This window comes from Mycobacterium sp. SMC-13 (assembly GCF_045311035.1).
GTDB lineage: Bacteria > Actinomycetota > Actinomycetes > Mycobacteriales > Mycobacteriaceae > Mycobacterium.
Window position 1 is genome coordinate 300034 of sequence record NZ_JBJIAI010000003.1, and the last position, 25832, is coordinate 325865.

Consider the following 25832-nt stretch of genomic DNA (forward strand, 5'->3'; position numbering starts at 1 on the left):
CCGGAGGCAGCGCCGGACCGGCTGCCCGACCCCATGGACTGGCGGCAGGTGCCTGCGGCGACCGGGCTGCTGGCGACGTTCAACGCCGCCGGCGTGCTGAATGCCGCAGATGTCCATGTGGCGCAGCGGTGTTGCGCGCTGGAAAGCGAGTCCGACGAGCTCGTCGCTCTCGCGGTCGCGCTGGCCGTTCGGGCGCTGCGGGAAGGCTCGGTGTGCGTCGACCTCACCACCGTCGCCGACGACATCGGCGGTGACCTGCCCTGGCCGGCACCCGCCGAGCTGGTCGCCGCGGTCGCGGCCAGTCCGTTGGCGGGCAAGGCCATTCGGCTGGAGCACGAGCGGTTGCTGTACCTGGACCGCTACTGGCGCGAGGAGCAGCAGGTGTGCACCGACCTGCTGGCGCGGTCGGCGCAGGCAGCGCAGTCGGTCGGCGACGGCGAACTGGAACGGCTTTTCCCGCCACCGGGTTTCGCCGAGCAGCGGGCCGCCGCGCAACTCGCGCTGACGCAGCCGGTAACCGTGTTGACCGGTGGTCCCGGCACCGGCAAGACGACGACCGTGGCCCGGCTGCTCGCGCTCCTCGCGCAGGCCGCGCACCCGGGCCGGCTGCGGATCGCGCTGGCGGCGCCAACCGGGAAAGCCGCAGCCCGACTGCAGGAGGCCGTCTCGGCCGAGGTGGCCAAACTCGAGACCGCCGACCGGGACCGGCTCAGCGGGCTGCGGGCCGTCACGCTGCACCGGTTGCTCGGTGGACGTCCCGACAGCGCCTCGCGGTTCAAGCACCACCGCGGCAACCGGTTGCCGCACGACGTCGTCGTCGTCGACGAGACCTCGATGGTGTCGCTGACACTCATGGCCCGGCTGCTCGAAGCCGTTCGGCCCGACACCCGGCTGCTGCTGGTCGGCGACCCCGACCAGTTGACCTCGGTGCAGGCGGGTGCCGTGCTGGCCGATCTGGTCGACGGCCTCGCCGACCACCCGTCCATCAAGATCGCCGCGCTCCGCACCACGCACCGCTTCGGGGCGGCGATCGGCGGGCTGGCCGAAGCGATCCGGTCCGGTGACGCCGATCAGGTGCTCGCTCTCCTGCGGGCCGGCGATGCGGCCATCGAGTTCATCGAGGATGCCGAGCCGGCCGCGGCGCTGCGCCCGGTGCTGGTGGGTCACGCGCTGAGGGTGCGGGCATGCGCAGTACTGGGCGCCGGCCCCGAGGGGCTCGCGGCCATGGACGAACACCGCCTGCTGTGCGCGCACCGCGACGGGCCGTACGGGGTGCGGCACTGGAATCGTCAGGTGGAGCGCTGGATCACCGACGAGACCGGGCAGGCCACGTGGTCGCCGTGGTACCCGGGCCGCCCGCTGCTGGTCACCGCCAACGACTACGCGCTGGGTATCTACAACGGCGACACCGGCCTGGTCGCCAGCGGGCCGGACGGCGTGCAGGTCTACATCGCGGGTGCGACTGCGACGCAACGGTTCTCACCGAGCCGGATCGCCGACGTCGAGACGATGTACGCGCTGACCATCCACAAGAGCCAGGGCTCGCAGGCCGACGAGGTGACGGTGATCCTGCCGCCCGCCGACTCCCGGCTCCTGACCCGCGAGCTGTTCTACACCGCCGTCACACGCGCGAAGAACAAGGTGCGCATCGTCGGGTCGGCCGACGAGGTGCGGGCCGCGGTACAGCGGCAGGCGCTACGCGCGTCGGGCCTGCGGGACCGGTTGCGGGCCAGTACCTAGGACAGCCCGTGCTCAGGGCCGCACCGGGTGCCGGCTCAGGATCGACACCCGGTTGAAGGCGTTGATCGCGGTGGCCACCCAGATCACCGCCGAAATCTCGTCGTCGTTCAGTACCGCTCGCGCCCTTGCGTATTCGCGTTCGGCGGTGTCGTGGTCGGGCAACGTCGTGGTGATCTCGGCGAGCCGCAGCGCGGCCCGTTCCGGCTCCGAGAACAGCTCGGTGTCCCGCCAGGCGCGCAACGTTGCCAGCTGTTTGTCGGTCACGCCGGCCTTCACCGCGCGGCGGTGATGGATCTCCAGGCACGACGGGCAGCCGTTGATCAGTGAGACACGGGTGTTGATCAGCTCCACCAGCGCCGGCGACAACCCGGCCTCGGCGGCGGTCTTGCTGACCGCGGTCGCGACCGCCACCAGTGTCCGGTAGGCGTGGGGTGACTGCTTGTCGATGTGTACGTGCGCGGGGCCCGGTTCGGTGGTGTCCATTGCCTACTTTCAGGTTGTGGCCAGACCGGCGCGGGTATGGTCTGAGCGAACGCGACGATGGTACGCAGCCGGGAAGGCGAATCGTGAGCAATCTTGAGGCAGACCCCGTCGAATACGACTGTGCCGCCGGGCCTCCCAACCGCATCGAGATTCTGGAGCCGCGTGAGGTGCCGCTGGGCGGGCCGCGGGCCATGATGGTCCGTCGCACCTTGCCGCAGCGCGACCGCTCGCTGGTCGGCGCGTGGTGTTTCGCCGACCACTACGGCCCGGAAGACGTGCGCGTCAAGGCCGGGATGGATGTTCCGCCGCACCCGCACACGGGTCTGCAGACGGTCAGCTGGTTGTTCAGCGGCGAGATCGAGCACCGCGATTCGCATGGCATCCACGAGATGGTGCGGCCCGGTGAGCTGAACCTGATGACGGCCGGCGCCGGCATCTGTCACTCCGAGGTCTCCACGCCGGCGACGACGATCCTGCACGGCGTCCAGCTGTGGGTCGCACTGCCCGACGCCGCCCGCCACGGTCCCCGAAACTTCGACCACTATGCGCCACAGCCGGTTTCCTTCGGCGGCGCCACGGTGTCGGTGTTCCTGGGGACGCTGGCCGGACAGCGGTCACCGGTGCACACGCATACGCCGCTGCTCGGTGCGCAGGTCGATCTGCCCGCCGGCACCACCGTCGAGTTCGACGTCGACCCCACCTTCGAGCACGCCGTGCTGCTCGACCAGGGCGCGCTGACCGTCGCCGATACGCCGGTCCAGCCGTACGAAATGGCCTATCAGGGCGTCGGATCCACGCGTCTGACCCTCGCCAACACCGGAACCGAACCGGCTCGGGCCGTCATTCTCGGCGGCACGCCGTTCACCGAAGAACTGCTGATGTGGTGGAACTTCGTCGGACGCACGCACGACGAGATCGTCGAATACCGCAATCAATGGCAGGCCGAGTCGGAACAGTTCGGTGAAGTCCTCGGTTATCAGGGTGAGCCGGCGCGGCTGCCCGCTCCCCCGCTACCGACCACCCGTCTGGTCCCGCGGAAACCACCCACCGGAGGAAAGGCCCGAGTGATGCTCACCGACAAGAACGGCGAACCTGTCGAGGTGACCCAGGAAGCCGACCGATTCAGCATCGCGGTCGACGGAAAGCCCGTGGGGCTGACGGCTTTCATCGAGCACGGCGAGCAGCGGGTTTTCTACCACACCGAGATCGATCCGGCGTTCGGCGGGCGCGGGCTGGCCAGCGTCCTGATCGCTCAGGCGCTGGCGACCACGCGGCAGCAGGGCAAGCGCATCGTGGCGATCTGCCCGATGGTCAAGGCGTACGTCGAGAAGCACCACGACTTCGACGACATCCTCGATCCGCGGACGCCGGAGATTCTGCGGCTGCTGCCGCGCTAGGCCTCAGCCGATCAGCCCGCGTGCAGACGCCGTTCGGGATGTTCGGCCAGCCACCGTTCTTCGACTCGCTTGACCCGCAGATGCTCGAACGTGATGACGAGCGCTCCCGCGGTGACCAGCGCGCCGGCGATGAGGCCGAGCGGTAGCTCGAGCCCCGTGTGACCGAACGCGGTTGCGAAGACGAAGCCGGCGATGGTGACGATGCCCAGTGCGATCAGGCCCAGGCCAGGCAGCCACAACGTGTCGATGAAGGATTCACCGGCATGCGGCTGGGTGGTTCGGGAATGATCCACCGGATCATGGTGTGCGCCCTTCATTCGCATCTCCCTCCTTGCCGAAGATGCCCTCAGGCTACGCCCGAATCCGGGTCATTGTGAGATAGTTCACACTTGGCCGCGACTGTCTTCGCGCGGTAGCTAGCGCGGCGGCAGCGGGGCCGCGACGGGCGCCGCGGTCACAGGCGGCGGCGGCAGGGCGGAGCCGCGGACCCATTGATCCCACGGCATGCTCCAGTCGCCGTTCTGGCTCAGCATCTGCGGCGGGCCACCGGTGTACTTGATCTCGACGACGTCGCCGGGCACGGAGAAGTCGTAGAACCACTTGGCATTCTCGCTGTTCAGGTTGAGGCAGCCGTGCGAGGTGTTCTGTTTGCCCTGCGCCCAGATGGTGGAGTTCAGCTGGTGCAGGTAGATGCCGTCATGGCTGATCCGGGTGGCCCACGGGATGGTCTCCTTGTAGCCGAGGCGGCTACTGGTCGGCAATCCGAACGTCGACGAGTCCATGATCACCGGGTTGGCCTTGTCCATCACGGTGTAGACACCGGGCGGGGTCCAGAACGAGATGACGGTGTTGCCGATCGTCTCGGTGCCGCCCATGCCCATCGAGGTCGGCATGGTGCGCACCAGTTGGCCGTTGTCGAAGACGCTGACCTGGTGGGTGTGGTCGTCGGCGACGGAGACGTGGGCGTTGCCGATCCGGAACGAGACATGCTCGTCCTGCTGGCCGTAGGTGTCCTCGCCCAGCCGGACGCCGTAAATCTTGGCCGCGACGCTGACCGTGGTGTTCGGCGCGTAGTACTTCTCCGGCCGCCAATGGGCGTTGGCGTCGTCGACCCAGTGCCACGAGCCGGTAACCGGCGGGTTGGTGGTGACGACGAGGTTGCGCTCCGCGGCGGCCTTGTCCTCGATCTTCTCGTCGAAGTGCGCGGTGACCACGACGCCGACGCCGTAGGTCCCGCCCTCCTGCAGCTGCGCACCGGAAACGGTGTTGAGGTACACCGCCGTCTGGTAGGTGGGGTCCAGCGTGGTGAAGCTCGACGTCTGCCGCGACGGCATGCCGGAGGGGCCGCGCGCCTCGATGGTCATCGTGTACTTGCGGCCGTAGCCCAGTTGCTCGGCGGGCGTCCAGGTCTTGGCGTCGGGCGAGAGCGTCCCGGGAATCTCTTTTCCGGCGCCGTTGACCATCGACACGGCGGTGATCGTGCCGCTCGCCGCGGTGACGTTGACGGGCGCCGCGGGGCTGACGTTCTTCGCCCCGCCGGCCGGCGAGACGCGCACGACGGCGGGCTCGGGAGCGGCGGGCTGCGACACGGACAGGTCGCGCGACGCGGCGACCACCTTGCAACCTTCCTGGCAGCGCGACGTCGACGACACCACGGTCCCACCGAGCACGGCAAGGACGGCCAACGCAGCGGCCAGCCAGGCGCCACGAACACGGCGGGATGAGGTCAACACAGCTCCAAAGTTCGGCTTCGGCCAGGGATTGTCGGATGGATGTACTCGAGGTACTGCATCAGAGTAAGCGGTCGGCCGGGCTCTTTGCACGTCGGATGGAGCTCGTCTCGATTTCACCAGAGCGACACTTCGGCGTGTCGGCTGGCAAACGCCCGCCGATGTGTGATAGGCCCAGATTCCCGGTGATTTCAGCACCGCCGGGCGGCGCCGTGCTGACCAGGCAATTCAGCCAAAGATGGTGCCCGCCAAGATGTTTGGGCAACACCACCGCGCCCGCGGCCGAATACCCTCCGCGACAAAGCAATTCACGACGCAGAGCGGGCTCTGCGCCGTGAACGGTGGACGGGCCGCGGGGCTACTGCGCCGCGAATCGATTGAGGGTGCCGCCGTGCATCGCGCGACCTGCGCGGGCCTGCCGGAAGCCGATCAGCCCACCGGCGCCGGTCAGCACCAACAGGCCGGTGAAACCCGGAACTGCGACAGCGGCGACCTCACTCAGGCCGGCCGCGCGGAGGTCGTCGGAATAGCCGGCCCGGTACGGCGCCGCCGCGACGATCGCGTTGTCGGCCGCGAACACCCGGTCAGCCGGTGCCGGGGCGCGCCCCGGCAGTTCCCCGGTGCCGCCGGAGTGGCCGGCGAAACGCGAATCCGTCTGCGCCCCACCGGATGCCACGGGCTCGACGCGGGTCCCGAAGTCGCGGCCGGTGGACACGGCGCGCGGCACTCCGGTCACCGGCGTGCCGACCGGCGACGACAGCTCGGCCACGGCGGAGGCCCACCCGTCGACCACGGGCAGCGCTTGCGCGACAGCAAACCCCGGCAACGCGGCCACGGTTCGGATCGGTTCACCCAATGCTGCCGGCAGCGGCCCCGTCAGCGCCGTCACCGGCGCCAGTGGCGCATCCGCCACGACGAGTGCGGTCTGACCGGCCGCGGCACTCGCCGCGGCCAACGGTACGGAGACCGACTGGACCGACGGCGCGGTGGTGGGAGTTTCGGCAATGCTCGCGGGTTCGCTGGCCGGTGCGCTCTGCGTCGTGTTCACGACGCCCGAAGGCAGGGCGGCCGACGTGCTCGAGGACGACGTCGCCGACGAGATGTTGGAGCCGTTGCGGCCGTCGCCGAATTTGGGCGTCAGTTGCTGGCCCGGAGAGGGCGTGACTCCGAAGCCGGTGAGCGCACCGGTTCCGACAGTGGTGGCGGTGGTGGTCAGCCCGCCGAACGCCTTGCGGAGGTCCCCAAGGGAAGACAGGCCCGGGCGCGACGTTCCCGAGCTGTCCCCACCTGCATCACCAGAAACACTGGGAGAGAGCGGCATATCGATCGGTGCAGCGCTCGCCACGCCGACACTGATAACCGGTGCGGCGACCAGCCAGGTCACCGCTGCCATGCGCAGGTGCGTCGCCACGCTGCATCCATCCTCTCGAAGCCGACTGCCAGCGGCCTCTGTCTAGTTTGCCACGAGAATTTGCTGTTGCGAAAATTTTCGTGACATCAACAACCATATTAGGGCAGTCGGCGCGAGAAATCAGAACGGCACAGTGGGCAGGTACTTGCCATCCAGGGTGATGACGGCTCGTTCGCCACCGTTGGGATCAGCAACCTTCTGCACATCGAGCCGGAAGTTGATGGCGGAGATGATGCCGTCACCGAACTGCTCGTGGACCAGCGCCTTGAGTGTGGTGCCGTAGACCTGCAGCATTTCGTAGAACCGGTAGATGGTCGGGTCGGTGGGCACGCCACCGGGGATGGACCCGCGCGTCGGGATGGTCTGTAGCAACCGCACTGCGGCATCGTCCAGGCCCAGCAGTTCACCGACGGCCTTGGCCGACTCTTCCGGAAGCGCGTGCTGGCCGAGGACGGCGGCCGTCGTGAAGGCCACCGACAGGCCGGCCGCGTCGGCGATCTGCTGCCAGGACAGGTCCTTGCGGGTCTTGGCTTCGACGGCCGTGGCGGCGAGGAGCTGACGGGCGGTCGGGTCGAATTGTGCGTGGATCATGACGGGACTTCCTTCCGGAGGGCGGGTGGTGTTTCGAGCGGGTGTCAGTGCTGCGCCCAGGTGCCGTACGGCACCATCGGGTTGGTGCCGAACGGCACGTAGGGGTTGGCACCGCCGATGAAGGTGTCCTGTGCGTACACGGGAACCGGGCCGGGAAGTGCCACCGTCCCGCCGTTGTCGGCCGATGCCGGGGCGGCCAGGCCGATCGTGAGCGCGGCGAATGCGCCGACGGCCAACCCGGTTGTCATGGCGCCGAGGCTGTTCTTCTTCATGATGGTGTTTCCTTTCTTGCTGCATTCACCATGTACGAACAGCACCTATAACGTCCAATAGCCACTTTTCACGCTTGCCATAGACAGCATCTATAGTTGGCGCCATGGCTGGACTCGAGCTCCGTCACCTGCGGTATCTCCTCGCCGTTGCCGAACACGGCAATTTTTCCCGCGCCGCCGAGGAGCTATATGTGTCGCAACCCACGCTCTCGCAGCAGATCAAACAGCTGGAAACGACGCTCGGCGTGCAACTCGTCGACCGCGGCGGCCGCACGGTCCGGCTGACGGATGCCGGCGCCGCTTTCGCCGAGCGCGCCCGGAGCGCACTCCGCGAACTGGCCGCCGCCGAGCGGGCCATCGAGGACGTCCAAGACCTCTCCCGCGGGCACCTGCGCCTGGGCATCACCCCGACGTTCATCACTTATCTGATCGGCCCGCTGACGGCCGAGCTGTACGCCCGCCATCCCGGGATCACCCTGACCGTGGTCGAGATGTCCCAGGACAGCATCGAAGCGGGCCTGCTCGCCGACGATCTCGACGTGGGCATCGCGTTCGTCGGCGCTCCCGTTCCCGGCATCGAGTTCGCCGCGCTGTTCACCGAGCACCTCGGCCTCGTGGCCGGTGGGCCGCGGGCCACCGGTCTGGCGGTCCCCCTGCCGGTCCGCGCGCTGGACGATGTCCAGCTGGCGCTGCTCAGCAGTGACTTCCTCACCCGGACCCACATCGACACCTATTTCGCGGCACACCATGTGGCCCCGCGGATCATCATCGAGGCCAACTCCGTCCAGGCCCTCACCGAGATCGTGCAGCGCACGCCGCTGGCGACGGTGCTGCCGGACGCCGTCACCCACGACCATCCGCACCTCACGCCGGTGCCACTGGACCCGCCCATTCCGACCCGGACCGTCGCGATCCTGCGCCGCGACGGCGGCTACCACAGCGCGGCCGCATCCGCGTTCGTGCGGCTCACGCACGAACTCGTCGCAGATCGCGGCTATGCACCGCCCGGGTGATCGTCAGAAGAAAGCCGTGTCGCGCAAAGCAATTCACGTGCCGGCCGCACGGGGGAACTCAGACGTGAACGTTCCTCCCACTCTCAATTTATGGCACACCCCGGGGCTTGCGGCAAGGCCCCGGTGGTGCCGCACAATCGTCCGGCCAGTCGGTACGACGAATGGGGGATGTCATGACGAACACGCCGAAGCCTTTTGAAGTGCATGAGTCGGGCGCGCTGCTGCACGGCACCAAGGCCGACCTCGCGGTGGGTGATCTGCTGCAGCCCGGGTGGGAATCGAACTACGAGACCGGCCGCGTCTCGAACCACGTCTACGTCACGCGGACACTGGACGCCGCGGCCTGGGGAGCCGAACTCGCGGCCGGCGACGGTCGCTGCCGCATCTACATCGTCGAGCCGCTGGGCGAGCTGGAGGACGACCCCAACGTGACGGACAAGAAACTGCCGGGCAACCCGACGCACTCCTACCGCACCCGCGAGCCGGTTCGCATCGTCGGTGAACTCACCGATTGGGTCGGGCATTCACCGGAGCAGATTCAGGCGATGCGCGACGGGCTGGCCGGCCTGCAACGCCGGGGGCTCGCCGTCATCTATGACTGACGGGTGCCGCGTCTCGAGCGGTGTTTGTCTCGTACATGCGCCCAGCGACGATCAGCGCGGACACCGCGGTGATTCCGGCGGCCACCCAGATCGCGGTGCGCAGCCCCCACAGGTCGGCCGCGATTCCGCCGACGACCGCTCCGGCCGCATATCCGCTGTCGCGCCACAGGCGATAGATGCCGACGGCACGCGCCCGCCACAGCGGGTGCGCCACGTCGCCGATGGCGGCCAGCAGAGTCGGGTAGACCATGGCTGTGCCCGCGCCGAGCAGCGCCGCGGCCGCAGCCCACCACCCGAACTTGTCGACGGTGGCGATCAAAGCGAGCGCGACCGCCTGGGCGAACATGCCCGCGGTGATCAGATGCTTGCGACCCCACCGGTCCGACAGGGCGCCCGTGAGCATCTGACCGACGCCCCACACCGCCGGATAGACAGCGACCAGCACCCCGATGCGGTCGACGGGCAGACCGTGCCGCGCAAACAGAATCGGGAACAGTCCCCAGGACAGCCCGAAGTTGAGATTGTTGACCAGGCCGGCCTGGCTGGCCGACGACAGTGCGGGCTCGGTGAAGCTGGTGCGGACGAAGATCTCCCGGTTCGACGGTCCGACATGGTCGTCGTGGTGAGCACCGGCTTCGAGGTGGGCGTGCCCGCGGGTCTCCCTGACAAACGCGACGCTCAGACCCAGTCCGATCACCGCGTAGCACAGGCCGAGGAGGAACGGCGCCGGGCGCAGTCCGTGGTCGGCGGCCAGGTGACCGGCAAGGACCGCGGTGAGCGCGACGGCGCTGTACCCGGCGGCTTCGTTGAACCCCATCGCCAGCCCGCGCTGGTAGGGGCCGACCAGGTCGATCTTCATCACGACGGTCGTCGACCACGTGAGTCCCTGGTTGATGCCGAGCAGCACGTTCGCGACGATCACCCAGCCCCACGCCGGCGCCCACATCAGTAGCAGTGGAACCGGAACCGCGAAGAGCCAGCCGAGGATCAGCACCGGCTTGCGGCCGAACCGGTCTGACCACGTCCCGGCGAAATAGTTGGTTGCCGCCTTGGTGATGCCGAAGGCCAGGACGTAGGTGAACAGAAAGGTGTAACCGGTCAGGTGGAACTGCTGCTCGGCGAGCAGCGGCAGCACCGTCTGTTCTTGGCCCACCATGCCGCCGACGAGGGCATTGACCATGACCAACAGGGAGAACTGGGCGAGGTTGGCGCGCAGGCCGAGTCGGGGACCGGTGGGCCTCATGCGCCGGTCACGAGCTTGCCGCCGGTGGCGTGCACCCAGTCATGCGGCCCGCCGTCGAGCACCGTGAGGTCACCGAGCCCGGCCGCCGCGAGCAGGCTGGCAGCACCCATGGCGCGTTCGCCGTGGCCGCACATCACGACGGTCGGCTTGTCGGGCAATTCGCCGGCCCGCGCGGCGACGTCGCCGAGCTCGATGTGAACGGCCCCAGGCAGGTGCCCGGCCAGGTACTCCGCGCGCTGGCGAATGTCGAGCACCTGACGCCCCAGGACGTCGCCCGCCGACACGAGCGGGATGCCGGTAACGTCATGGCCCGCCGACACCCAGGCATCGATTCCGCCGTCGAGTTCGCCGACGACGGTGTCGAAGCCGATCTTCGCCGCCTGCCACGCGATGTCGGCGGCGTCCTGGTCGGCATCCCGCACCACGATCACGGCGCGGTCGGCAGGGATCAGCCAGCCGAGCCAGCTCGCGAACACCGGACGCAGCGGGATCGAGACGGCACCGCGGATGTGTGCGTCGGCGAAGCGGTCGAGCGGCCGGGCGTCAACGAGCACGGCCCCGTCGGCCAGGTGCGCGCGCACGGTATCGACCGTCAGCTTGCGCAGCGCCGGGTCCGCGTCGAGCACGGGTGGACCGAGCCGGTTGATCTCTCCCAGACGCTGGAAGTAGGGCGGGTAGCTGCCGAGAGAGCCGAGAAGCTGTGAGACGAACGTGTCTTCGTCAGGCAGCTGGAGCAGCGGGTTGGTCGCCAACTCGGTGGCGATGGTGCTGGTGCGCTCGGTACCCGGCGGCGCGGAACAGAACGAGCCCGCGCCGTGCGTCGGCCAGACCCGGACGTCGCCCGGCAAGGTGGCGAGTCGGTGCAGCGAGGCGAACTGGGCGCGGGCCAGTTCTTCGGTCCGGTCCTCGGCCACCAGGTCGGTGCGGGCAGCCGACCCGACGATCAGCGATCCGCCGGTGAAGACGCCGACTTCCGCTGCGCCGTCGAGTAACAGGAAAACCATGTGTTCGTGGGTATGGCCGGGTGTCAGCATGGCGCGCAGCCGCAGCCCGCCGAGGTCGACCTCGTCGCCGTCATGCAGACCGGTATGCGCGAATTCGCGGTGCCCGGCAGCCGATGCGAGGACGCGCGCCCGCCCTTTGGTCGCGAGTTGGTGTGCGCCCGAAAGGAAGTCGGCGTGCAGGTGGGTGTCGGCGGCGAAGGCGACCGTCAGCCCGCGTTTGGCTGCGGCCTCGTGCACGGCACGCAGATCGCGGCTCACGTCGACGACGAGTGCGCGCCCATCGCCGAGGTCGACAAGATAGGCGGAGTTTCCAAGGCCCTCGTCGACGAGGGGAACCAGGTCGACGGACATGTCAGGCTTCCTTCGGGACAACGCTGTCGCTGATCACGTGCGCACTTCGGCGGTGCAGGCCCGGGATCAACATCGCGACCCGGCCTTGGTAGTCGAGGTACTGGCGGCCGAGGGCAGCCCGGAGATCGTGCTCCTCGAATTGGATCGCGATCAGGATGTAGCCCGTCGTGGCGATCGCGAAGAGCAGATGACCGGCGGTCATCGTGGGAATGGCCCAGAAGGCGACGATGAAGCCGAACATGATCGGATGCCGTACGACGCGGTACAGCAGCGTGGTGCGAAACTCCAAGTCGCGGTACGGAGTTCCGCGCCATGCGAGGTACACCTGCCGCAGCCCGAACAGGTCGAAGTGATTGATCATGAAGGTCGACAGCAGCACGATCAGCCACCCCGCCGCGAACACCGCCCACAGCACCGCGCGGCCCGGCATCCAGGTCACGTCCCACACGATGGCCGGCATGGTGCGCCACTGCCAGAACATGAGGATGAGCGCCAAGCTCGACAGCAGGACGTAGGTGCTCCGCTCAATTGCCTTGGGCACCAATCGGGTCCACCAGCGTTTGAACGCCGGTCGCGCCATCAGGCTGTGCTGTACCGCGAACACGCCGAGCAGCACCACGTTGACGACCACCGCCTCACCGGCCGAGGCGGCAATGCCGTTGTCGACGGTGCGCGGCACGACGAGGTTGCCGACGAAGCCGATCGAATAGAGGAATGCCGCGAGGAACACGACGTAACAGACGGCTCCGTACGCGATCGCAAGGTTGCGGACCATGTCTCCTCCTCAGTTGGTTGCCCGGTGCACCGAGCGCACCGCCCGACCCGCCAGCCACCATTCGGGGTAGCCATCGGAGAGTCGTTGCGCCCGAAGGCCTTTCGCCCGCAGCATCGTCACGGCCTCGTCGGCGTACACGCAGTAAGGTCCCCGGCAATATGCGACATACTCCTTGTCACGCGGGAGTTCTCCGAGCCGGCAGGACAGGTCGGCGACCGGCATGGACAGCGCGCCGTCGATGTGCCCGGCCGCATACTCGCGCTCGGGCCGCACATCGAGAACCACGACTTCGTCACCGGCCATGCGACGCGCCAATTCCTCCGGCGTGACCGGCTCGAAGCCGTCGCGGTCACCGAAGAAGTCGCCCACTACCCGGTCGACTTCAGCGAGGTGTTGCTCGGCGGTGTGCCGCAGCGCCAGGACGAGGCCGACGACTTCGGCTCCACTGATCCGGTAGTGCACGAACAACCCATCCCGGCGGGCGATGACGAGTTGCGCCTGACGCAGCTGCTGCAGGTGCCGGGACGTGTTCGCGACCGACAGCCCGGTTTCGGAGGCGATCGATTCCACGGTGCGCTCACCCTGCGCCAGCAGGTCGAGGATCTCGAGCCGGTGCGGGTTGGCGATCGCCTTGCCGATCCGGGCGAACTCGCCGTAGAGCCGGTCCTTGAACTTCCGCTTCGCGCCAGCATCACTAATCACCTATTCAAGGTAATCCTTGAATAGGTGATTAGGAAGGGTTTTCCAGACCCCTTCTCAAACCACCATGCGTAAGCCTAAACTTACCGTTAGTGACTACTTACGAAACAGCCGATCCCTGGGGCGCTCTCGCCGACCGCACCCGGCGGACAATCTTCAAACGATTGGCCGCCGGGCCGCTCGCGGTCGGCGAGCTCGCCGAAGGACTGCCGGTCAGCCGGCCGGCGGTGTCCCAGCACCTCAAGGTGCTGCGCTGCGCCGGCCTGGTGACCGATCGGCAGGTCGGCACCCGGCGCATCTACCAAGTCGACCCCCGTGGCGTCGCGGCCCTGCGGGCCGAACTCGACGTGTTCTGGGACAAGACCTTGACGGCGTTCAAACAGCTGGCCGACGACGAAGGGAAACAGTCATGACCGAGGTGGCACCGATCCGCAAGAGCGTCGTCGTCGAGGCGCCGGTCGACAGGGCGTTCGCGTTGTTCGTCGGCCGCTTCGACGCCATCAAACCCCGCAACCACAACCTGCTGGCAGTCCCGATCGCGGAGACGGTCTTCGAGACCCATGTGGGCGGCCACATCTACGACGTGGGCACCGACGGCAGCACGTGCCGGTGGGCGCGCGTGCTGGCCTACGAACCGCCGAAGCTCGTGGTCTTCTCGTGGGACATCGGGCCGACATGGCAGGTCGAATCAGACCCTGACAAGACCAGCGAGGTCGAAGTGCGGTTCACCGCCGAATCCAACAGCCGGACCCGCGTCGACCTGGAGCACCGCCATCTGGAACGCCACGGCGCCGGCTGGCGGTCGGTGGCGGACGGTGTCGACGGCGAGGCGGGCTGGCCGCTGTACCTGAACCGGTACCACGACATCGTCGCCGCGGAGGCGTGACCATGTCGTCGCAGCGTTCCATGATGGACCTCGCGTACGAGGAGCGTCGCGACCTCGCCGCCTACCTGCGGACACTGTCCGACGCCGATTGGCAGGCTCCCACGTTGTGCACCGAATGGTCGGTGAAAGACGTTGTCGCACATGTCGTGAGCTACGAAGAGCTCAGCGTCTTCGGCCTGTTGCAGCGCTTCGTTCGGGGACGGATCGTGCGCGCCAACGAGGTCGGCGTGCGGGACTTCGCGAGCTACACCCCCGCGCAGTTGATGGACTTCCTCGAGGCCCATCTGCGTCCGCAGGGGCTCACGTCCGGGTTCGGCGGGATGATCGGACTGGTCGACGGGACTGTCCACCACCAGGACATCCGCCGGGCGCTCGGCCATCCGCGCACCATCCCGACCGAACGCCTCGAACGCATCCTCCCGGCAGTCCCGGGCAACCCGCGACTCGGCGCAGGAAAGCGAATCCGGGGGCTGCGGCTGCGGGCCACCGACGTCGACTGGCAGCACGGCGCGGGGCCCGAGGTGCTGGGCACGGGCGAGGCATTGCTGATGGCGATGACCGGACGCCCGGCGGCCGTCGATGAACTGGGCGGCCCGGGGCAGCCGGTTCTCGCGGCGAGATTGCGGTAATCGCACAACCTCGAGAAATCAGCCGTTCGTACTGCAGACATCCGGCCTCACATGCGGTATTCCCATTAGAGGGACATATGTCCCTCATTCGGGCCGCTCGAGAGGACCGACCATGAGCAACGCCACGTACGTCGGACGGGTCGGGGGGTTGGCAGTGGCACTCGGGGTCGGTTTCGCGATCGCGAGCACACCGGGCACGGCGTGGGCCGACGATGCCGCGAATCCAGGAGCCACCTCAGCGCCGGCACAGAACGCCGCGCCGGAGACGGCCGGCGCCACGAAACCCGGCGCGAAGGCCGGCAAGAACAAGCGCCCGCCGGGCAAGGCGAGCAGCGAGAAGCAGCGCGCCACGAAACCCGCACCGACGGCGGCGGACAGTCCCGCGAAGACGCAGACGACCGCGAAGACCGTCACCGGGTCGACGAAGAAGCCCGCACCGCACGCTCTCAAGGCCGACGTGGAAACGACGTCAGGTCCGGCACCGCGAGCGGTGGCCGCAACGGCCGTCGCGACATCGGCCATGACGGCGTCGGTCACGGCCACCCCGACGGGGACGAGCGGCGCGGTCAGTGTGACGTCGGCGGCGACGCTCGACTCGTCGGCGACCGGCGGTCCCGTCGCCCCGGGCTTCGCGCCGGTGGCTGCCGTGCTGGCGGCCTGGGGTACCCGCACCCGGATCGAAGCCCAGACGAAACCCGCCGCGGTCACCTCGACGAGTCAGCCCGTGGCCGCCACCGCGGCGCAACCGGTGGTCGCGACCGCCGCGCAGCCGGTCCCCACCGCCGCGACGACGAACGTCCCGTCACCCTGGCTGAACTATTCGAAGTCGATTTCGGTGGGCACCAATCCCGGCGCGGAGGTGATGGGTGCCGACGGCCGGCTGTACGTCGCCAACACCGGCAGCAACACGGTCTCGGTCATCAACACCACCACCGGAAAGCGGATCGACGCCAACCCGAGCTGGTTCTCGCAGGACATCTCGGTCGGTACCGCGCCGAGCGCACTGGCGCTGAGCCCCGACGGCACCCGGTTGTACGTCGCCAACAGCGGCAGCGGCACGGTGTCGGTCATCAACACCGTCGGCTACAAGCGCATCGACGCCAACCCGAGCACGTCGTCGAAGGACATCACGGTGGGCACCACGCCGAGCGCCTTGACGGTCGGCGCGGACGGCCGAATCTATGTGGCCAACAAGGGCAGCGGCACGGTGTCGGTCGTCGACCCCACCACCTACACCGTCACCGACACCATCGGCGTCGGTAGCCAACCGACCGCTCTCGCGCTCGGCACCGGGAAGGTGTACGTCGCCGATCAGGGCAGTAATACCGTCTCGGTGATCGACACCAGCACCCTCGGCGTCACCAGCATCACGCTCGGCACCTCACCCACCGCGCTGGCCTTGGGCACCGGCGGCAAGCTCTATGTGGCGGGCCAGAACAGCACGCTGTCCACCATCGACACCGCCACCGGCACCGTGCTGCCCGGCGCGGTCGCGGTGGGTCCCGCCCCCAGCTCGGTGGCGGTCAGCGCCGACGGCAGCATCGCCTACGTCGCCAACGTCAACGACACCGTCTCGGTGGTCAACACCGCCACCTCGGCCGTCGTCAGCACCGTCCGGTTCGACACCGACGCCGCCGGTGGCCACGCCGTCGCCGTCGCCCCGGGCGGCGCCGTCTACGTCACCGACGCGACCGACCGCACCGTGCGCGTACTCGTGCCGCCCTCACTCATCGCCACGTCGGTGACGAAGATCGGGAGCGTCGGCGTCTCGGGCGTCGGCTCGACCCTGTTGAGCACCGACGGCACGCGCGCACTGGTGATCACCGGCCCCTCGCCCATCTCGACGACCAGCACCACCCGCGTCGCGGTGATCGACACCGCGACCGGCAAGCAGGTCGGCAGCACGGTGTCCATCGCCGGCAAGCCCGTCGTCCCGGCATTCAGCGCCGACGGCACGCGGGCCGTGATCACCGCCGCGGGCACCACGACGACGCAGCTGGCGGTGATCGACCTCGCGACCGGCAAGCAGACCGGAACGACCCTCACCCTGCCGGGCGCGGTCGGCGTGCAGCTGCTGTCGGCCGACGGCAGCCGCGCTCTGACCACCACCTACGGCTCGGGCACCACCCAGGTCGCGGTGATCAACACGCTCACCGGCGCCCAAACCGGCACCACCGTCTCCGTCACCGGCAACAGTCTGGAGGCGCCCGTCCTGACCGCCGATCGCACCCGCGCCCTGATCACCACCAGCCGCCCGATCTGGGAGGCCCCGGACACCACGCGGGTGGCGGTGCTCGACACCACCACGGGCACCCAACTCGGCACCACCGTCGAGATCGCCGGCAACGAGCTGGCCCCGCCGGTCCTCAACGCCGACGGCAGCCGGGCCGCGATCACCAATCAGATCGGGGATTTCGCCTCGGGCTACACCACGCAGGCGACGGTGATCAACGTCGCGACCGGCGCGCAGGTCGGCGCCACCGCGGACCTCGACGGTGCGGGCATCTCGTACGGCGCACCGGTATTCAACGCCGCCGGCAACCGCGTCGTCTTCATGGCCCGCACCGAGGGCCCGGTCAACACGTTCACCACCCGGCTGGCGGTCCTGGACGCCGCCACCGGAGCCCCAGTCGGCACCGGACTGGTCGTCGCCGGCGACGGGGCCCGCGAGCTCAGCGCCGACCGGACCCGCATGGTGATCACCGCGACGTCGACCGACCCGGTCACTCAGGTGACGACCACCAAACTCGCGACCGTCGACCTCGCCACCGGCAACCAGATCGGCAATGTCACTCTGCCCGGCACCTGGCGCACGCTGCTGATGACGCCCAACGGCAGCCGCGCCGTCACCATCGCCGGCGACAACACCGGGACGCACGTCGCCGTGATCGACACCCTCACCGGGGCCCAGACCGGCACCACCCTCAACCTCGCGGGCGAGGAATTCGGCTCCCGCTTGATCAGCGCCGACGGCAGCCGGGCGCTGATCACCACGTCCGTCTACAACGGGGCCACGAGCGTCAACAGCGAACGGTTGACGGTGCTCGACACGACGACCGGGTCCCAGATCGGCAACACCGTGACGCTCATCGGTTTCCTCAACGGCGTGCAGTACAGCCCTGACACCAAGCGGGTCGTGGCCATGACGATCAGCAGCAATTTCAACACCACCGGCGTTCCGACGTCGCAGGTGGCGGTGCTCGACACGCTCACCGGCCTCCAGGTGGGCAGCACCCTCACCCTCAAGCCCGACAACGGCTACCTCGTCCTCAGTGGCGGTGGCACCCGTGCCGTCGTCAGCACCGGGAGCCAGCTCGTGGTCATCAACACCGCCAACGGCGCACAGGTGGGCAGTGCCCTCACCGGGGTGGGCAGCAATCCGCTGTTGACGGCCGACGGCAGCCGCGCGCTGACCACCGGGATCTCCTACAACGCCTGGACCCGCACGTACACGACCACGGCACGGGTGCTGAAGATCGTCTAGTGGTGGTCGTGCCCGGCGTGGTGCTCGTGGCTGCCCTCATGTCCCGCGTCGGGTGAGCCGCCCATCATGCGCAGCATCGGGATGCCGCCGGTGCGGACGAAGCGCAGCACCAGACCCGCGGCCAGCAGCAGGAAGACGATGTTGAGCCACGTGGTGTAGTTCCAGGAGATGCCGCTCTCCATCACCATGGCGTTGCGCTGCGTGGGTATGAGACCCGTTGCGCCGAACAGCAATTCGACGAGGTAGCCCGCCGCGACCATCGAGACGTAGAAGGTGGCCAGCAGCGTCAGCATCATCCGGGTGCCGTAGTACTTCCGGTAGATGTTGAGGATCGGCAGGATCAGCAGGTCCGCGAAGATGAATGCGACCACGCCGCCGAAGCTGATGCCGCCGTTCCACAGCACCGCCGCCAGGGGCACGTTCCCGATGGAGCAGACGAACGACACGATCGCCACGACCGGTCCGACAATCGGGCCCCAGATCGCCGACCACGTCGGATCGTCGGCGAGAAAGAAGTTCTCCCAGAACGTATTCGGCACCCACGCGGCGATGGCACCGGCGATGAGCAGGCCGATGATCAGGTCGCGCAGGATCGCCGCCCACTCCATGACGAAGACGTGCGAGACGGACGTGAAGCCGGGCCCCGAGAACAGGCGCTTGGCGAACGAACCCTCGCCCTGCACCGACATGTCCATGGCGGCATGCCCTTCCATCGAGCCGGCAATGCCCTGGTCCGCCTGCACGCGGGCCGCGTCGATGAGGCGGCTGCGCACGAACAAGCGGAACAGCACCGCCAGAACGACGATCATGATCGGGCCACCGATGAACTCCGCGGCGGTGAACTGCCAGCCCATCAGCAGGGCCAGGATGATGCCGAGTTCGACGACGAGGTTGGTCGAGCCGATCTCGAAGGCCATCGCCGCGGTGAAGTTGGCGCCTTTGCGAAACAGCGAGCGCGCCAACGCCACTGCCGCGTACGAGCACGACGACGATGCGGCGCCGAGTCCGGCGGCCACGGCGAGGGTCTTGGGCTTGTCGTCGCCGAGGAGGCGGACGATCGTCGATTTCCGGACGACGGCCTGCACGACGGCCGACAGCGCGAACCCGAGGATCAGCGCCCAGAGAATTTCCCACGTCATCGAACCGGCCAGGGCCAGTGCATGACCGATCCCAGCGATCGCGGCGTCCATCAGGTGACGTTAACCCGTCAGCGGCATTCCGAATCGTCGAGCGTGGGGGTTCACGCGGAAAATCGGCCGGATCTCCACGTCATCCCCCACGCTCGACGGTGATCAGGCCGGGCTGCCGATGAACTCGATGCCGGCGTTGATCGCCGGGCGGTGCCGCAGCATGCGATAGTGCGCGAGCTTGCCGAGACCCTTCGTGGTGAGCAACTCGGAGCCGGGCCACAAAGCGGCGAGCTTCACGCTCGACGAGTAGGGGCTGTCGGGGTCGTCGGGGTCGTGAATGAGCAGCAGCGGCGGGTGGCCCGCGCGGGCCGCGAGGTTGACCATGTTGGTCTCTTCCAGCGACATGCCGATCCTGCGGACCAGGCGCTTCTGCAGGCCCGCACGGATCCGGGGGCCGAAGTTGTGGCGCGCGGCGAACAGGTCCAGGTACATCGGGTAGTCGCCCATCGGTGCGAGCAGCACCAACCGGCCGACCTTGGCGCCGTTCACCGCGGCGGCCATGGTGGTCGCGTTGGCCCCGAGCGAGTGCGCGACGACGGCGTGCGCCGGCCCGTGTTCGCGGATGACGGCCGCGACGGCGTCGGCGCATTCGATGGCGGTGGTGCGTCCGGGCGCGAGCGCGCCCGGGTCGGACTCGTTGTGGCTGGGCAGGTCGAACGCGATGACGCGATAGCCGGCGGTCACCAGCGGTTTGATGAACATGCCCAGGTGCGGCCGGCGGCCGCCCCAGCCGTGCACGAGGTACACCGGCGGCCCGTCGCCCCAGGATTCCCCGGCGATGCGGTGGCCGTCCCAATGCGCTTCCAGCGGTGCGCCCGGCTGGACACCGGGCGGCATGCGCAGGCTCTGCTCGATGATCGGCGGGGTGCACCACAACTCGGTGGCCCAGCGGGATCCGATGGGCGGCGCGAATCGCTCGAGTAAGGCGAACTGTTTGCGAATCTTGGGATCGACCGGCGGTTGCACACCGGAGCCCTCGACGTCGAGCACGACGTCACGGTCCGAAGACGACTCGACCATGTGTCGAATCCTAACGACCGCCCGGAATCCGGCCGCGGACGCTGTGCGGGCAACGGCCGCAGAAACACGTCAGGCCCCCTCGAAAGGGGGCCTGATCAGTGTGGCAGGTACAGGATTCGAACCTGTGTAGGCTTCCGCCGACGGATTTACAGTCCGCTCCCATTGGCCGCTCGGGCAACCTGCCGGGTTCGTCGCCTCCCGGTGACCCCGGGTTTGGCGCGAGTAGCAGAGTACAACGAAGATGTACCGAACACGAAAACGGGACCCCGACCAGGGGCGCAGATACGGAGGGCAATCCAATGGCGGATTCATCGTTCGACATCGTCAGCAAGGTCGACCGGCAGGAAGTCGACAATGCGCTGAACCAAGCCGCCAAGGAGCTGTCCACCCGCTTCGACTTCCGCGGCACGGACACCACCATCGCCTGGAAGGGTGACGAGGTCATCGAACTGGTCTCCTCGACCGAGGAACGTGTGAAGGCCGCCGTCGACGTGTTCAAGGAGAAGCTGGTCCGCCGCGACATCTCGATGAAGGCGTTCGACGCCGGCGATCCGCAGCCCAGCGGCAAGACCTACCGGGTGTCGGGGACGCTCCAGCAGGGCATCAGCAGCGAACAGGCCAAGAAGATCACCAAGATCATCCGCGACGAGGGCCCCAAGGGCGTCAAGGCGCAGATCCAGGGCGACGAGATCCGGGTGTCCAGCAAGAAGCGCGACGACCTGCAGGCCGTCATCGCCCTGCTCAAGGGCGCCGACCTGGACGTGGCGCTGCAGTTCGTCAACTACCGCTGACGCTCAGCCGTCGCTGTTCAGCTCCTTGTCCAGGTGGGTGCCGACGTTCTTGCTGTCCCCGTGATGGTTGGTCATGTTGCGGCACTCGCCGTAGAGCTTGAACGCGAGCCGGCTTTCGCCCTGGTAGTACTCGATGTTGATCGCGACGCCGTTCCGGTTGATGGTGCCGCCGTAGTTGTGCTGGGTGGGTAGCTTGTCCGACCAGCCCGCGGCCAGCATGGCCTTCCTGACCTGTTCGGCGTAGTCGTGGCCGCTGACACCGGGAGGCAGTTGCGCACTCATCTCGATGTACCCCCGGTTCGGCGGAGCGCCGTCGTCATTGCAGGAGGCGAGGTAGCCGCCGCCGGTAACGTCTTGCAGCCCAGCCACTTTCCGCAACTGCCGACCGGCGTCGAGGACTTGCGCCATGGACTCTTCATCGGTCATCGGGTGCGCTGGACGATCACTGTGCGGAAACAAGCCACATCCTCCTAACAACAGGGCACAGGCGACAGCCGCTGTACCGACGCGATATCGACTACTTGTACTCATGGTCGTTCTTCACCGTCTCACCTGGCCGATTGGATTCGGGATCCGAATATGCCGGGGTCCCGGGGATGGGGATGTCGACGTGCGGTACTGGGACGTCGATGCCGAACGGCAGGTCGATGTGGTCGGGTGTCGAGATGGTCGGCCGGTGCCGGTCCTCCGCCAGGAGTCCGTCGGTCGCGAGGCGTTCGCTGTGCCCGCTGGCGATGTCGGTCATCGCCCGCAACGACTCACTGCCCATGTCGTAGTACTTCGAGTGATCGTGAATGCTCCAGCCGGTTTCCCCGGCCACCTCGGCCCGGAACCGCGTGGCGCCGAACCCGTCTGCCGATGGATCGGTCCCCAGACCGGCGACCGGCCCCAGCGGATTACCGAGTTGCGCGTTCAGCCATTGCGCCGCGCCCGGACCGCCCATCCCAAGTCGGGCGACGGGATCGGTCGATGCCGCCCCGACATACACCTGGCCACCGTTGACGTGGAAGTCCGCGGCACTATGCGCCAAATCTGTTCCAGGACAACCGATCAACACGACATCATTGACTTTCATACCGCTGCCCGCGCACGCATCGGCAACCGTGGTGGACCCGTACGAGTGACCCATCACCGTGACGTGGGACGCACCCTGATGCGTCGCAGCCAGCCCGTTGACGTCGGCGGCCAGTAAGTCGCCACCCTGCCTGGCCAGGGTCGGGTTCGCGATGCGCGGATCGGTGAAGCTGTCGGGCGCGTCGTAGCCCATCCACATCATCACCGCGGTGGAGCGGTTCGGGTCGGCCAGCCTCGCCTGGTCGTACACGTGAATCGCATCGTCGTGGCCGTCGGCCAGCCAGCCGTCGTGGACGCTGCTGCCGGTGCCGGGCACGATCACCGTCGTATTGTCCGCGGTGTCGGGGTTCCCGAGGCAGATGGCCGCCCGCCCCTGCCCGCCGTCTGCCTCCGGTTGATAAGCCCACAGCATGACGGGACGTTCCCGCTTCGAGTCGGTGCCGGACCCGCGCTGGTGCGCGAGACCTTCACTGGTGCGCCGGGCGTTGTAGAACCGCGTGGCGTCGGTTTGCGTCAGCCCGTACCGGGCGGGGTCCTTGAGGACGTCGTCCTCTGACACGTGATTGCGGCCCGCGACGTCGCGGACCCGGTTCAGGTCGTCGTTCATCACCTGCTGATTGACGGCGTCCCGGGCACTGGCCGGGACACCGTTGAGGTTGCCCAATTCCGGCGGATGCCGGGCGATCAGCTGCTGTTGCTGCTCCGGCGTCAGTGCGTTCCACCACTTGTTGACGTCCTCGGGGTTGGTCCCCGGCGGCGGAATCTGGATGTCCTGCCCGCCGATGTTGACCGGCGCCGAGGGCTTCTGGCCCTGTACTGCCTGGTCGATCGCCGTGGCGGTGAGCGTGTCGGTGGTCTCGAAGGCCTTCAGTTGCTCCTGAATGGATTCGGTGAAGAACTCGGCCGCTTTCTTGAGGGGTCCCAAGTCGCCGACCAGCCACTGCTGTGGGGTGACCACGCCGTCGTCGCGGACCGAGAACCCCAGCATGAGGGCCGTGTCGACGAATTCGAGCAGGGTGCTGCGCAGCGAGGTGAGCTGATTACCGCCGTCGGTGAGCGCCTTGGCCAGCTTGTCCAGCCGGGCCCGGTAAGCCTCCTGCTCATCGATCAGCTGCTGTGCCTTGGCGATTGCGGCGTCGCTCGCCTGCCCCTGCCAGTTCGCTTTCAAATTGGCCAGCTGGCCGCGCTCGACGCCGATCACGATCTCCAGCGCGGCCGACGTGGTCCGTACGTCATCGGCGGCGTCGAGCATCGTCCCAGGCTTCGCCGCGCGCACGCGCGACACCGTCACCGTCACCCCTGCCGCACCCCCTCGGCGATCGCTCCTTCGATCGTCGCACAGCGTGGCGGTACCAACCGACACAAACCTAGACACTCCGCGAATCCCGCCGCTCCGCTCGTCCCGGCGACATAACCTGTCGCCATGGCATCAGCGCAGCGCGTACCGACCGTCGTCGTTCTCGGTGGCGGGTCCTGGGGCACCACGGTGGCCTCGATCTGTGCGCGCCGGGGCCCGACGCTGCAGTGGGTACGGTCCGCGGAAACCGCGGCCGACATCAATGAAAAGCATTGCAACAGCCGCTATCTGGGTGACGGCGTGGCACTGCCCGAATCGCTGCGGGCGACCACCGACTTCTCCGAAGCAGCCAACAGCGCCGACGTCATCGTGATGGGTGTGCCGTCGCACGGCTTCCGCAACGTGCTGGGCGAGCTGGCCAAGGAACTGCGGCCGTGGGTCCCGGTGGTGTCGTTGGTCAAGGGCCTCGAGCAGGGCACCAACATGCGCATGAGCCAGATCGTCGACGAGGTGCTGCCCGGGCACCCGGCCGGAATCCTGGCCGGGCCCAACATCGCCCGCGAGGTCGCCGAGGGATACGCCGCCGCAGCGGTGCTCGCGATGCCGGACCAGCACCTCGCCGCCAATCTCGCAGGCCTGTTCCGCACGAGGCGTTTTCGCACCTACACCACCGACGACGTGATCGGTGTCGAGATGGCGGGGGCGCTCAAGAACGTGTACGCGATCTCCGTCGGCATGGGCTACTCACTGGGCATCGGCGAGAACACCCGCGCGATGGTGATGGCGCGCGCGGTGGCCGAGATGTCCAAGCTCGGCGTGGCGATGGGCGGCAACCGTGACACTTTCGCGGGCCTGGCAGGCATGGGCGACCTGATCGTCACCTGTACCAGCCAGCGCAGCCGCAACCGGCACGTCGGCGAGCAGTTGGGCCAGGGCAAGCCCATCGACGAGATCATCGCCTCGATGAACCAGGTCGCCGAGGGCGTCAAGGCGGCCAGCGTGATCATGGAGTTCGCCGAGACGCACGGGCTGAGCATGCCGATCGCGCGTGAGGTGGACCGGGTGATCAACCACGGCTGCACTGTCGAGGACGCCTACGCCGGCCTCATGCTCGAGAAGCCCGGGCACGAGGTCCACGGCGCGGGGTTCTGACCTCGGGATCAGTTGAAGTAGGGGTTGCGGTCTTTCGGCCTGTCCAGCAACGGATTCGACTCGTTGACGATGAAGCTGCCGGCCGGGCTGACCACGAAACCGGACTGGTCGAAGCTGTTGACGCAAGCCGTCATGGTGCCGTCGGTGCCGCACGTGATGTTGCGGTAGGTGATCCGCGAGCCGGCCGGCAGGGTCTGGACCGCCCCGGGCATCTCGCCGACGTACTTCGGCCCGTTCAGGGTGTTGAACGCCGGCGCGCCCACCTGCTGACCGACGACGACGTTGGTGCCTTCGGGAGCGCCCGGCATCGGGCCGCTACAGCCGTACTCGCCTTCGTTGCGGCGCATGATGCACGTCAGACCGCCGGGGGCCTGGAACATGTAGAACGTCCCGTCCTTGCTGGCGTAGGTCGACGGGGTGACGGGCTTGAATCCGTTGAGGTTCGGCGCGGCGGGTCCCGGCGGCGGGGGCACCGGCTCCGGTGGCGGAGCCGCCGCGGCAACACCCGGCACCAACGAGATCGCCCCAGCGGCCACCGCCGCACCGATCAGGATTCTGCTGAACACCTGCTCAGAGTAGAACCCAATGACCACGCCTCGCAGCGTCAGCCGCAAATCACTTGCAGCCGAGGTCGACGTAGACCGTGGTGCTCTGCCCGCGCAGCTTGCCCTCCTGGCTCGACAGCTCACGCCCGTGCCGGACGGCGGTGACGGTGCAATCCTCGATGGATCCGCTGCCGACCCGCGACTCGATCACCCGGAAGCCCTCGGTCTGCAGCCGATGGATCGTCTGCGTCGCGGATTCCCCGGGCGCCGGCGGCACCACGGGCCGCGCCGTGGCCGGTGCGGCCGCCGCGACCAGCAGGGCCAGGACGATTCCGGTCCCGGCCGAGATCTTGGTGGAACTCTTCATGGTTTTCCCGGCTCTTCATGATTGAGGGTGTAGAACGGTCAGCTGCTGTCGGCCTGTGATTGGGGTGTCTGGTTGGCTGGGTGTGT

General features: G+C 68.1%; 26 protein-coding genes, 1 tRNA gene and 1 pseudogene. 11 read left to right on the forward strand and 17 right to left on the reverse strand.

Translation table 11 applies throughout. The features are described 5' to 3' along the window. Window positions 1-33 precede the first annotated feature (33 nt). Entirely contained in the window at window positions 34-1740 is a 1707-nt protein-coding gene (gene recD / locus ACJH6I_RS07605; RefSeq protein ID WP_406783901.1) for an exodeoxyribonuclease V subunit alpha, read from the forward strand. A gap of 12 nt (window positions 1741-1752) precedes the next feature. Here the strand turns inward: recD and ACJH6I_RS07610 are convergent, their stop codons facing one another. After that, window positions 1753-2223, reverse strand: coding sequence for a carboxymuconolactone decarboxylase family protein (locus tag ACJH6I_RS07610; RefSeq protein ID WP_133425366.1), 471 nt, complete (start codon window positions 2221-2223; stop codon window positions 1753-1755). A gap of 83 nt (window positions 2224-2306) precedes the next feature. Here ACJH6I_RS07610 and ACJH6I_RS07615 point away from each other — a divergent pair. Both ACJH6I_RS07615 and ACJH6I_RS07620 read left to right on the forward strand, forming a co-directional pair. After that, window positions 2307-3272 (forward strand): annotated as a pseudogene (locus tag ACJH6I_RS07615) (pirin family protein); the annotation flags it as partial. Window positions 3273-3290: 18 nt separating this feature from the next. Further along, a complete protein-coding gene (locus ACJH6I_RS07620) occupies window positions 3291-3620 on the forward strand; it encodes a GNAT family N-acetyltransferase (protein WP_225433725.1) in 330 nt (109 codons plus the stop codon). An 11-nt stretch (window positions 3621-3631) separates the two neighbouring features. Here the strand turns inward: ACJH6I_RS07620 and usfY are convergent, their stop codons facing one another. The 5 genes from usfY to ACJH6I_RS07645 all read right to left on the reverse strand — a co-directional run bounded on the left by usfY (window position 3632) and on the right by ACJH6I_RS07645 (window position 7624). Then, the gene (usfY, locus tag ACJH6I_RS07625; protein WP_212806976.1) at window positions 3632-3937 is read right to left on the reverse strand and encodes a protein UsfY; all 306 of its coding nucleotides are present in this window, start codon (window positions 3935-3937) and stop codon (window positions 3632-3634) included. A 99-nt stretch (window positions 3938-4036) separates the two neighbouring features. Then, on the reverse strand, window positions 4037-5353 hold the full coding sequence (locus tag ACJH6I_RS07630) for an Ig-like domain-containing protein (RefSeq protein WP_212806977.1): 1317 nt from the start codon (window positions 5351-5353) through the stop codon (window positions 4037-4039). A 355-nt stretch (window positions 5354-5708) separates the two neighbouring features. Then, window positions 5709-6761 (reverse strand): hypothetical protein, encoded by a 1053-nt coding sequence (locus tag ACJH6I_RS07635; RefSeq protein WP_212806978.1) that lies wholly within the window; start codon window positions 6759-6761, stop codon window positions 5709-5711. A 120-nt stretch (window positions 6762-6881) separates the two neighbouring features. After that, entirely contained in the window at window positions 6882-7352 is a 471-nt protein-coding gene (cynS, locus tag ACJH6I_RS07640) for a cyanase (protein WP_212806979.1), read from the reverse strand. Window positions 7353-7396: 44 nt separating this feature from the next. Then, window positions 7397-7624, reverse strand: a complete 228-nt coding sequence (locus ACJH6I_RS07645; RefSeq protein WP_244872772.1) for a hypothetical protein — start codon at window positions 7622-7624, stop codon at window positions 7397-7399. A 104-nt stretch (window positions 7625-7728) separates the two neighbouring features. On the opposite strand from ACJH6I_RS07645, the gene cynR reads away from it, so the two are divergent. Together cynR and arr are read left to right on the forward strand one after the other, a co-directional pair. Continuing rightward, window positions 7729-8637, forward strand: a complete 909-nt coding sequence (gene cynR / locus ACJH6I_RS07650) for a transcriptional regulator CynR (protein ID WP_212806980.1) — start codon at window positions 7729-7731, stop codon at window positions 8635-8637. A 161-nt stretch (window positions 8638-8798) separates the two neighbouring features. Next, a complete protein-coding gene (gene arr / locus ACJH6I_RS07655; RefSeq protein WP_406783896.1) occupies window positions 8799-9239 on the forward strand; it encodes an NAD(+)--rifampin ADP-ribosyltransferase in 441 nt (146 codons plus the stop codon). On the opposite strand, the gene ACJH6I_RS07660 is transcribed toward arr, so the two are convergent. The 4 genes from ACJH6I_RS07660 to ACJH6I_RS07675 are packed head-to-tail and all read right to left on the reverse strand — an operon-like array spanning window position 9226 to window position 13314. Further along, on the reverse strand, window positions 9226-10482 hold the full coding sequence (locus tag ACJH6I_RS07660) for an MFS transporter (protein WP_318985725.1): 1257 nt from the start codon (window positions 10480-10482) through the stop codon (window positions 9226-9228). The two genes, arr and ACJH6I_RS07660, sit on opposite strands and share 14 nt — an antisense overlap. Continuing rightward, window positions 10479-11837, reverse strand: a complete 1359-nt coding sequence (locus ACJH6I_RS07665; protein ID WP_318985724.1) for an MBL fold metallo-hydrolase — start codon at window positions 11835-11837, stop codon at window positions 10479-10481. Before ACJH6I_RS07665 ends, ACJH6I_RS07660 begins: the two co-directional genes overlap by 4 nt. A gap of 1 nt (window position 11838) precedes the next feature. Next, complete coding sequence (gene mddA, locus ACJH6I_RS07670; RefSeq protein WP_318985723.1) at window positions 11839-12612, reverse strand: methanethiol S-methyltransferase; 774 nt, start codon at window positions 12610-12612, stop codon at window positions 11839-11841. A gap of 9 nt (window positions 12613-12621) precedes the next feature. After that, window positions 12622-13314, reverse strand: coding sequence for a metalloregulator ArsR/SmtB family transcription factor (locus tag ACJH6I_RS07675; protein WP_318985722.1), 693 nt, complete (start codon window positions 13312-13314; stop codon window positions 12622-12624). An 89-nt stretch (window positions 13315-13403) separates the two neighbouring features. Here ACJH6I_RS07675 and ACJH6I_RS07680 point away from each other — a divergent pair, with 89 nt between their 5' ends. The 4 genes from ACJH6I_RS07680 to ACJH6I_RS07695 all read left to right on the forward strand — a co-directional run bounded on the left by ACJH6I_RS07680 (window position 13404) and on the right by ACJH6I_RS07695 (window position 18310). Further along, window positions 13404-13724 (forward strand): metalloregulator ArsR/SmtB family transcription factor, encoded by a 321-nt coding sequence (locus ACJH6I_RS07680; RefSeq protein ID WP_318985721.1) that lies wholly within the window; start codon window positions 13404-13406, stop codon window positions 13722-13724. Next, window positions 13721-14197 carry an SRPBCC family protein gene (locus tag ACJH6I_RS07685; protein ID WP_318985720.1) on the forward strand — a complete coding sequence of 159 codons (477 nt, stop codon included), beginning with the start codon at window positions 13721-13723 and terminating at the stop codon, window positions 14195-14197. Before ACJH6I_RS07680 ends, ACJH6I_RS07685 begins: the two co-directional genes overlap by 4 nt. Window positions 14198-14199: 2 nt before the next feature. Next, window positions 14200-14826 (forward strand): maleylpyruvate isomerase family mycothiol-dependent enzyme, encoded by a 627-nt coding sequence (locus ACJH6I_RS07690; protein WP_318985719.1) that lies wholly within the window; start codon window positions 14200-14202, stop codon window positions 14824-14826. 112 nt (window positions 14827-14938) lie between these two features. After that, on the forward strand, window positions 14939-18310 hold the full coding sequence (locus ACJH6I_RS07695) for an SMP-30/gluconolactonase/LRE family protein (RefSeq protein WP_318985718.1): 3372 nt from the start codon (window positions 14939-14941) through the stop codon (window positions 18308-18310). On the opposite strand, the gene ACJH6I_RS07700 is transcribed toward ACJH6I_RS07695, so the two are convergent. The 3 genes from ACJH6I_RS07700 to ACJH6I_RS07710 all read right to left on the reverse strand — a co-directional run bounded on the left by ACJH6I_RS07700 (window position 18307) and on the right by ACJH6I_RS07710 (window position 20704). Beyond that, window positions 18307-19500, reverse strand: coding sequence for a permease (locus tag ACJH6I_RS07700; RefSeq protein ID WP_318985717.1), 1194 nt, complete (start codon window positions 19498-19500; stop codon window positions 18307-18309). The two genes, ACJH6I_RS07695 and ACJH6I_RS07700, sit on opposite strands and share 4 nt — an antisense overlap. Before the next feature lie 102 nt (window positions 19501-19602). Beyond that, on the reverse strand, window positions 19603-20520 hold the full coding sequence (locus ACJH6I_RS07705) for an alpha/beta fold hydrolase (protein WP_318985716.1): 918 nt from the start codon (window positions 20518-20520) through the stop codon (window positions 19603-19605). Window positions 20521-20621: 101 nt separating this feature from the next. Then, window positions 20622-20704 (reverse strand) — tRNA-Tyr (locus tag ACJH6I_RS07710). Window positions 20705-20819: 115 nt separating this feature from the next. On the opposite strand from ACJH6I_RS07710, the gene ACJH6I_RS07715 reads away from it, so the two are divergent. Further along, window positions 20820-21311, forward strand: a complete 492-nt coding sequence (locus ACJH6I_RS07715; protein ID WP_020101292.1) for a YajQ family cyclic di-GMP-binding protein — start codon at window positions 20820-20822, stop codon at window positions 21309-21311. A gap of 3 nt (window positions 21312-21314) precedes the next feature. Here ACJH6I_RS07715 and ACJH6I_RS07720 read toward each other — a convergent pair whose 3' ends face one another. Both ACJH6I_RS07720 and ACJH6I_RS07725 read right to left on the reverse strand, forming a co-directional pair. Then, a complete protein-coding gene (locus ACJH6I_RS07720; protein ID WP_318985715.1) occupies window positions 21315-21719 on the reverse strand; it encodes a hypothetical protein in 405 nt (134 codons plus the stop codon). Window positions 21720-21828: 109 nt separating this feature from the next. Then, window positions 21829-23682 carry an alpha/beta hydrolase gene (locus ACJH6I_RS07725; protein WP_406774358.1) on the reverse strand — a complete coding sequence of 618 codons (1854 nt, stop codon included), beginning with the start codon at window positions 23680-23682 and terminating at the stop codon, window positions 21829-21831. Between the two features lie 126 nt (window positions 23683-23808). On the opposite strand from ACJH6I_RS07725, the gene ACJH6I_RS07730 reads away from it, so the two are divergent. Next, the gene (locus ACJH6I_RS07730; protein WP_212806989.1) at window positions 23809-24834 is read left to right on the forward strand and encodes an NAD(P)H-dependent glycerol-3-phosphate dehydrogenase; all 1026 of its coding nucleotides are present in this window, start codon (window positions 23809-23811) and stop codon (window positions 24832-24834) included. 8 nt (window positions 24835-24842) lie between these two features. Here ACJH6I_RS07730 and ACJH6I_RS07735 read toward each other — a convergent pair whose 3' ends face one another. Both ACJH6I_RS07735 and ACJH6I_RS07740 read right to left on the reverse strand, forming a co-directional pair. Further along, the gene (locus ACJH6I_RS07735; protein WP_318985713.1) at window positions 24843-25400 is read right to left on the reverse strand and encodes a hypothetical protein; all 558 of its coding nucleotides are present in this window, start codon (window positions 25398-25400) and stop codon (window positions 24843-24845) included. Window positions 25401-25449: 49 nt separating this feature from the next. Next, window positions 25450-25746, reverse strand: a complete 297-nt coding sequence (locus ACJH6I_RS07740) for a hypothetical protein (protein ID WP_212806991.1) — start codon at window positions 25744-25746, stop codon at window positions 25450-25452. Window positions 25747-25832 lie beyond the last annotated feature (86 nt).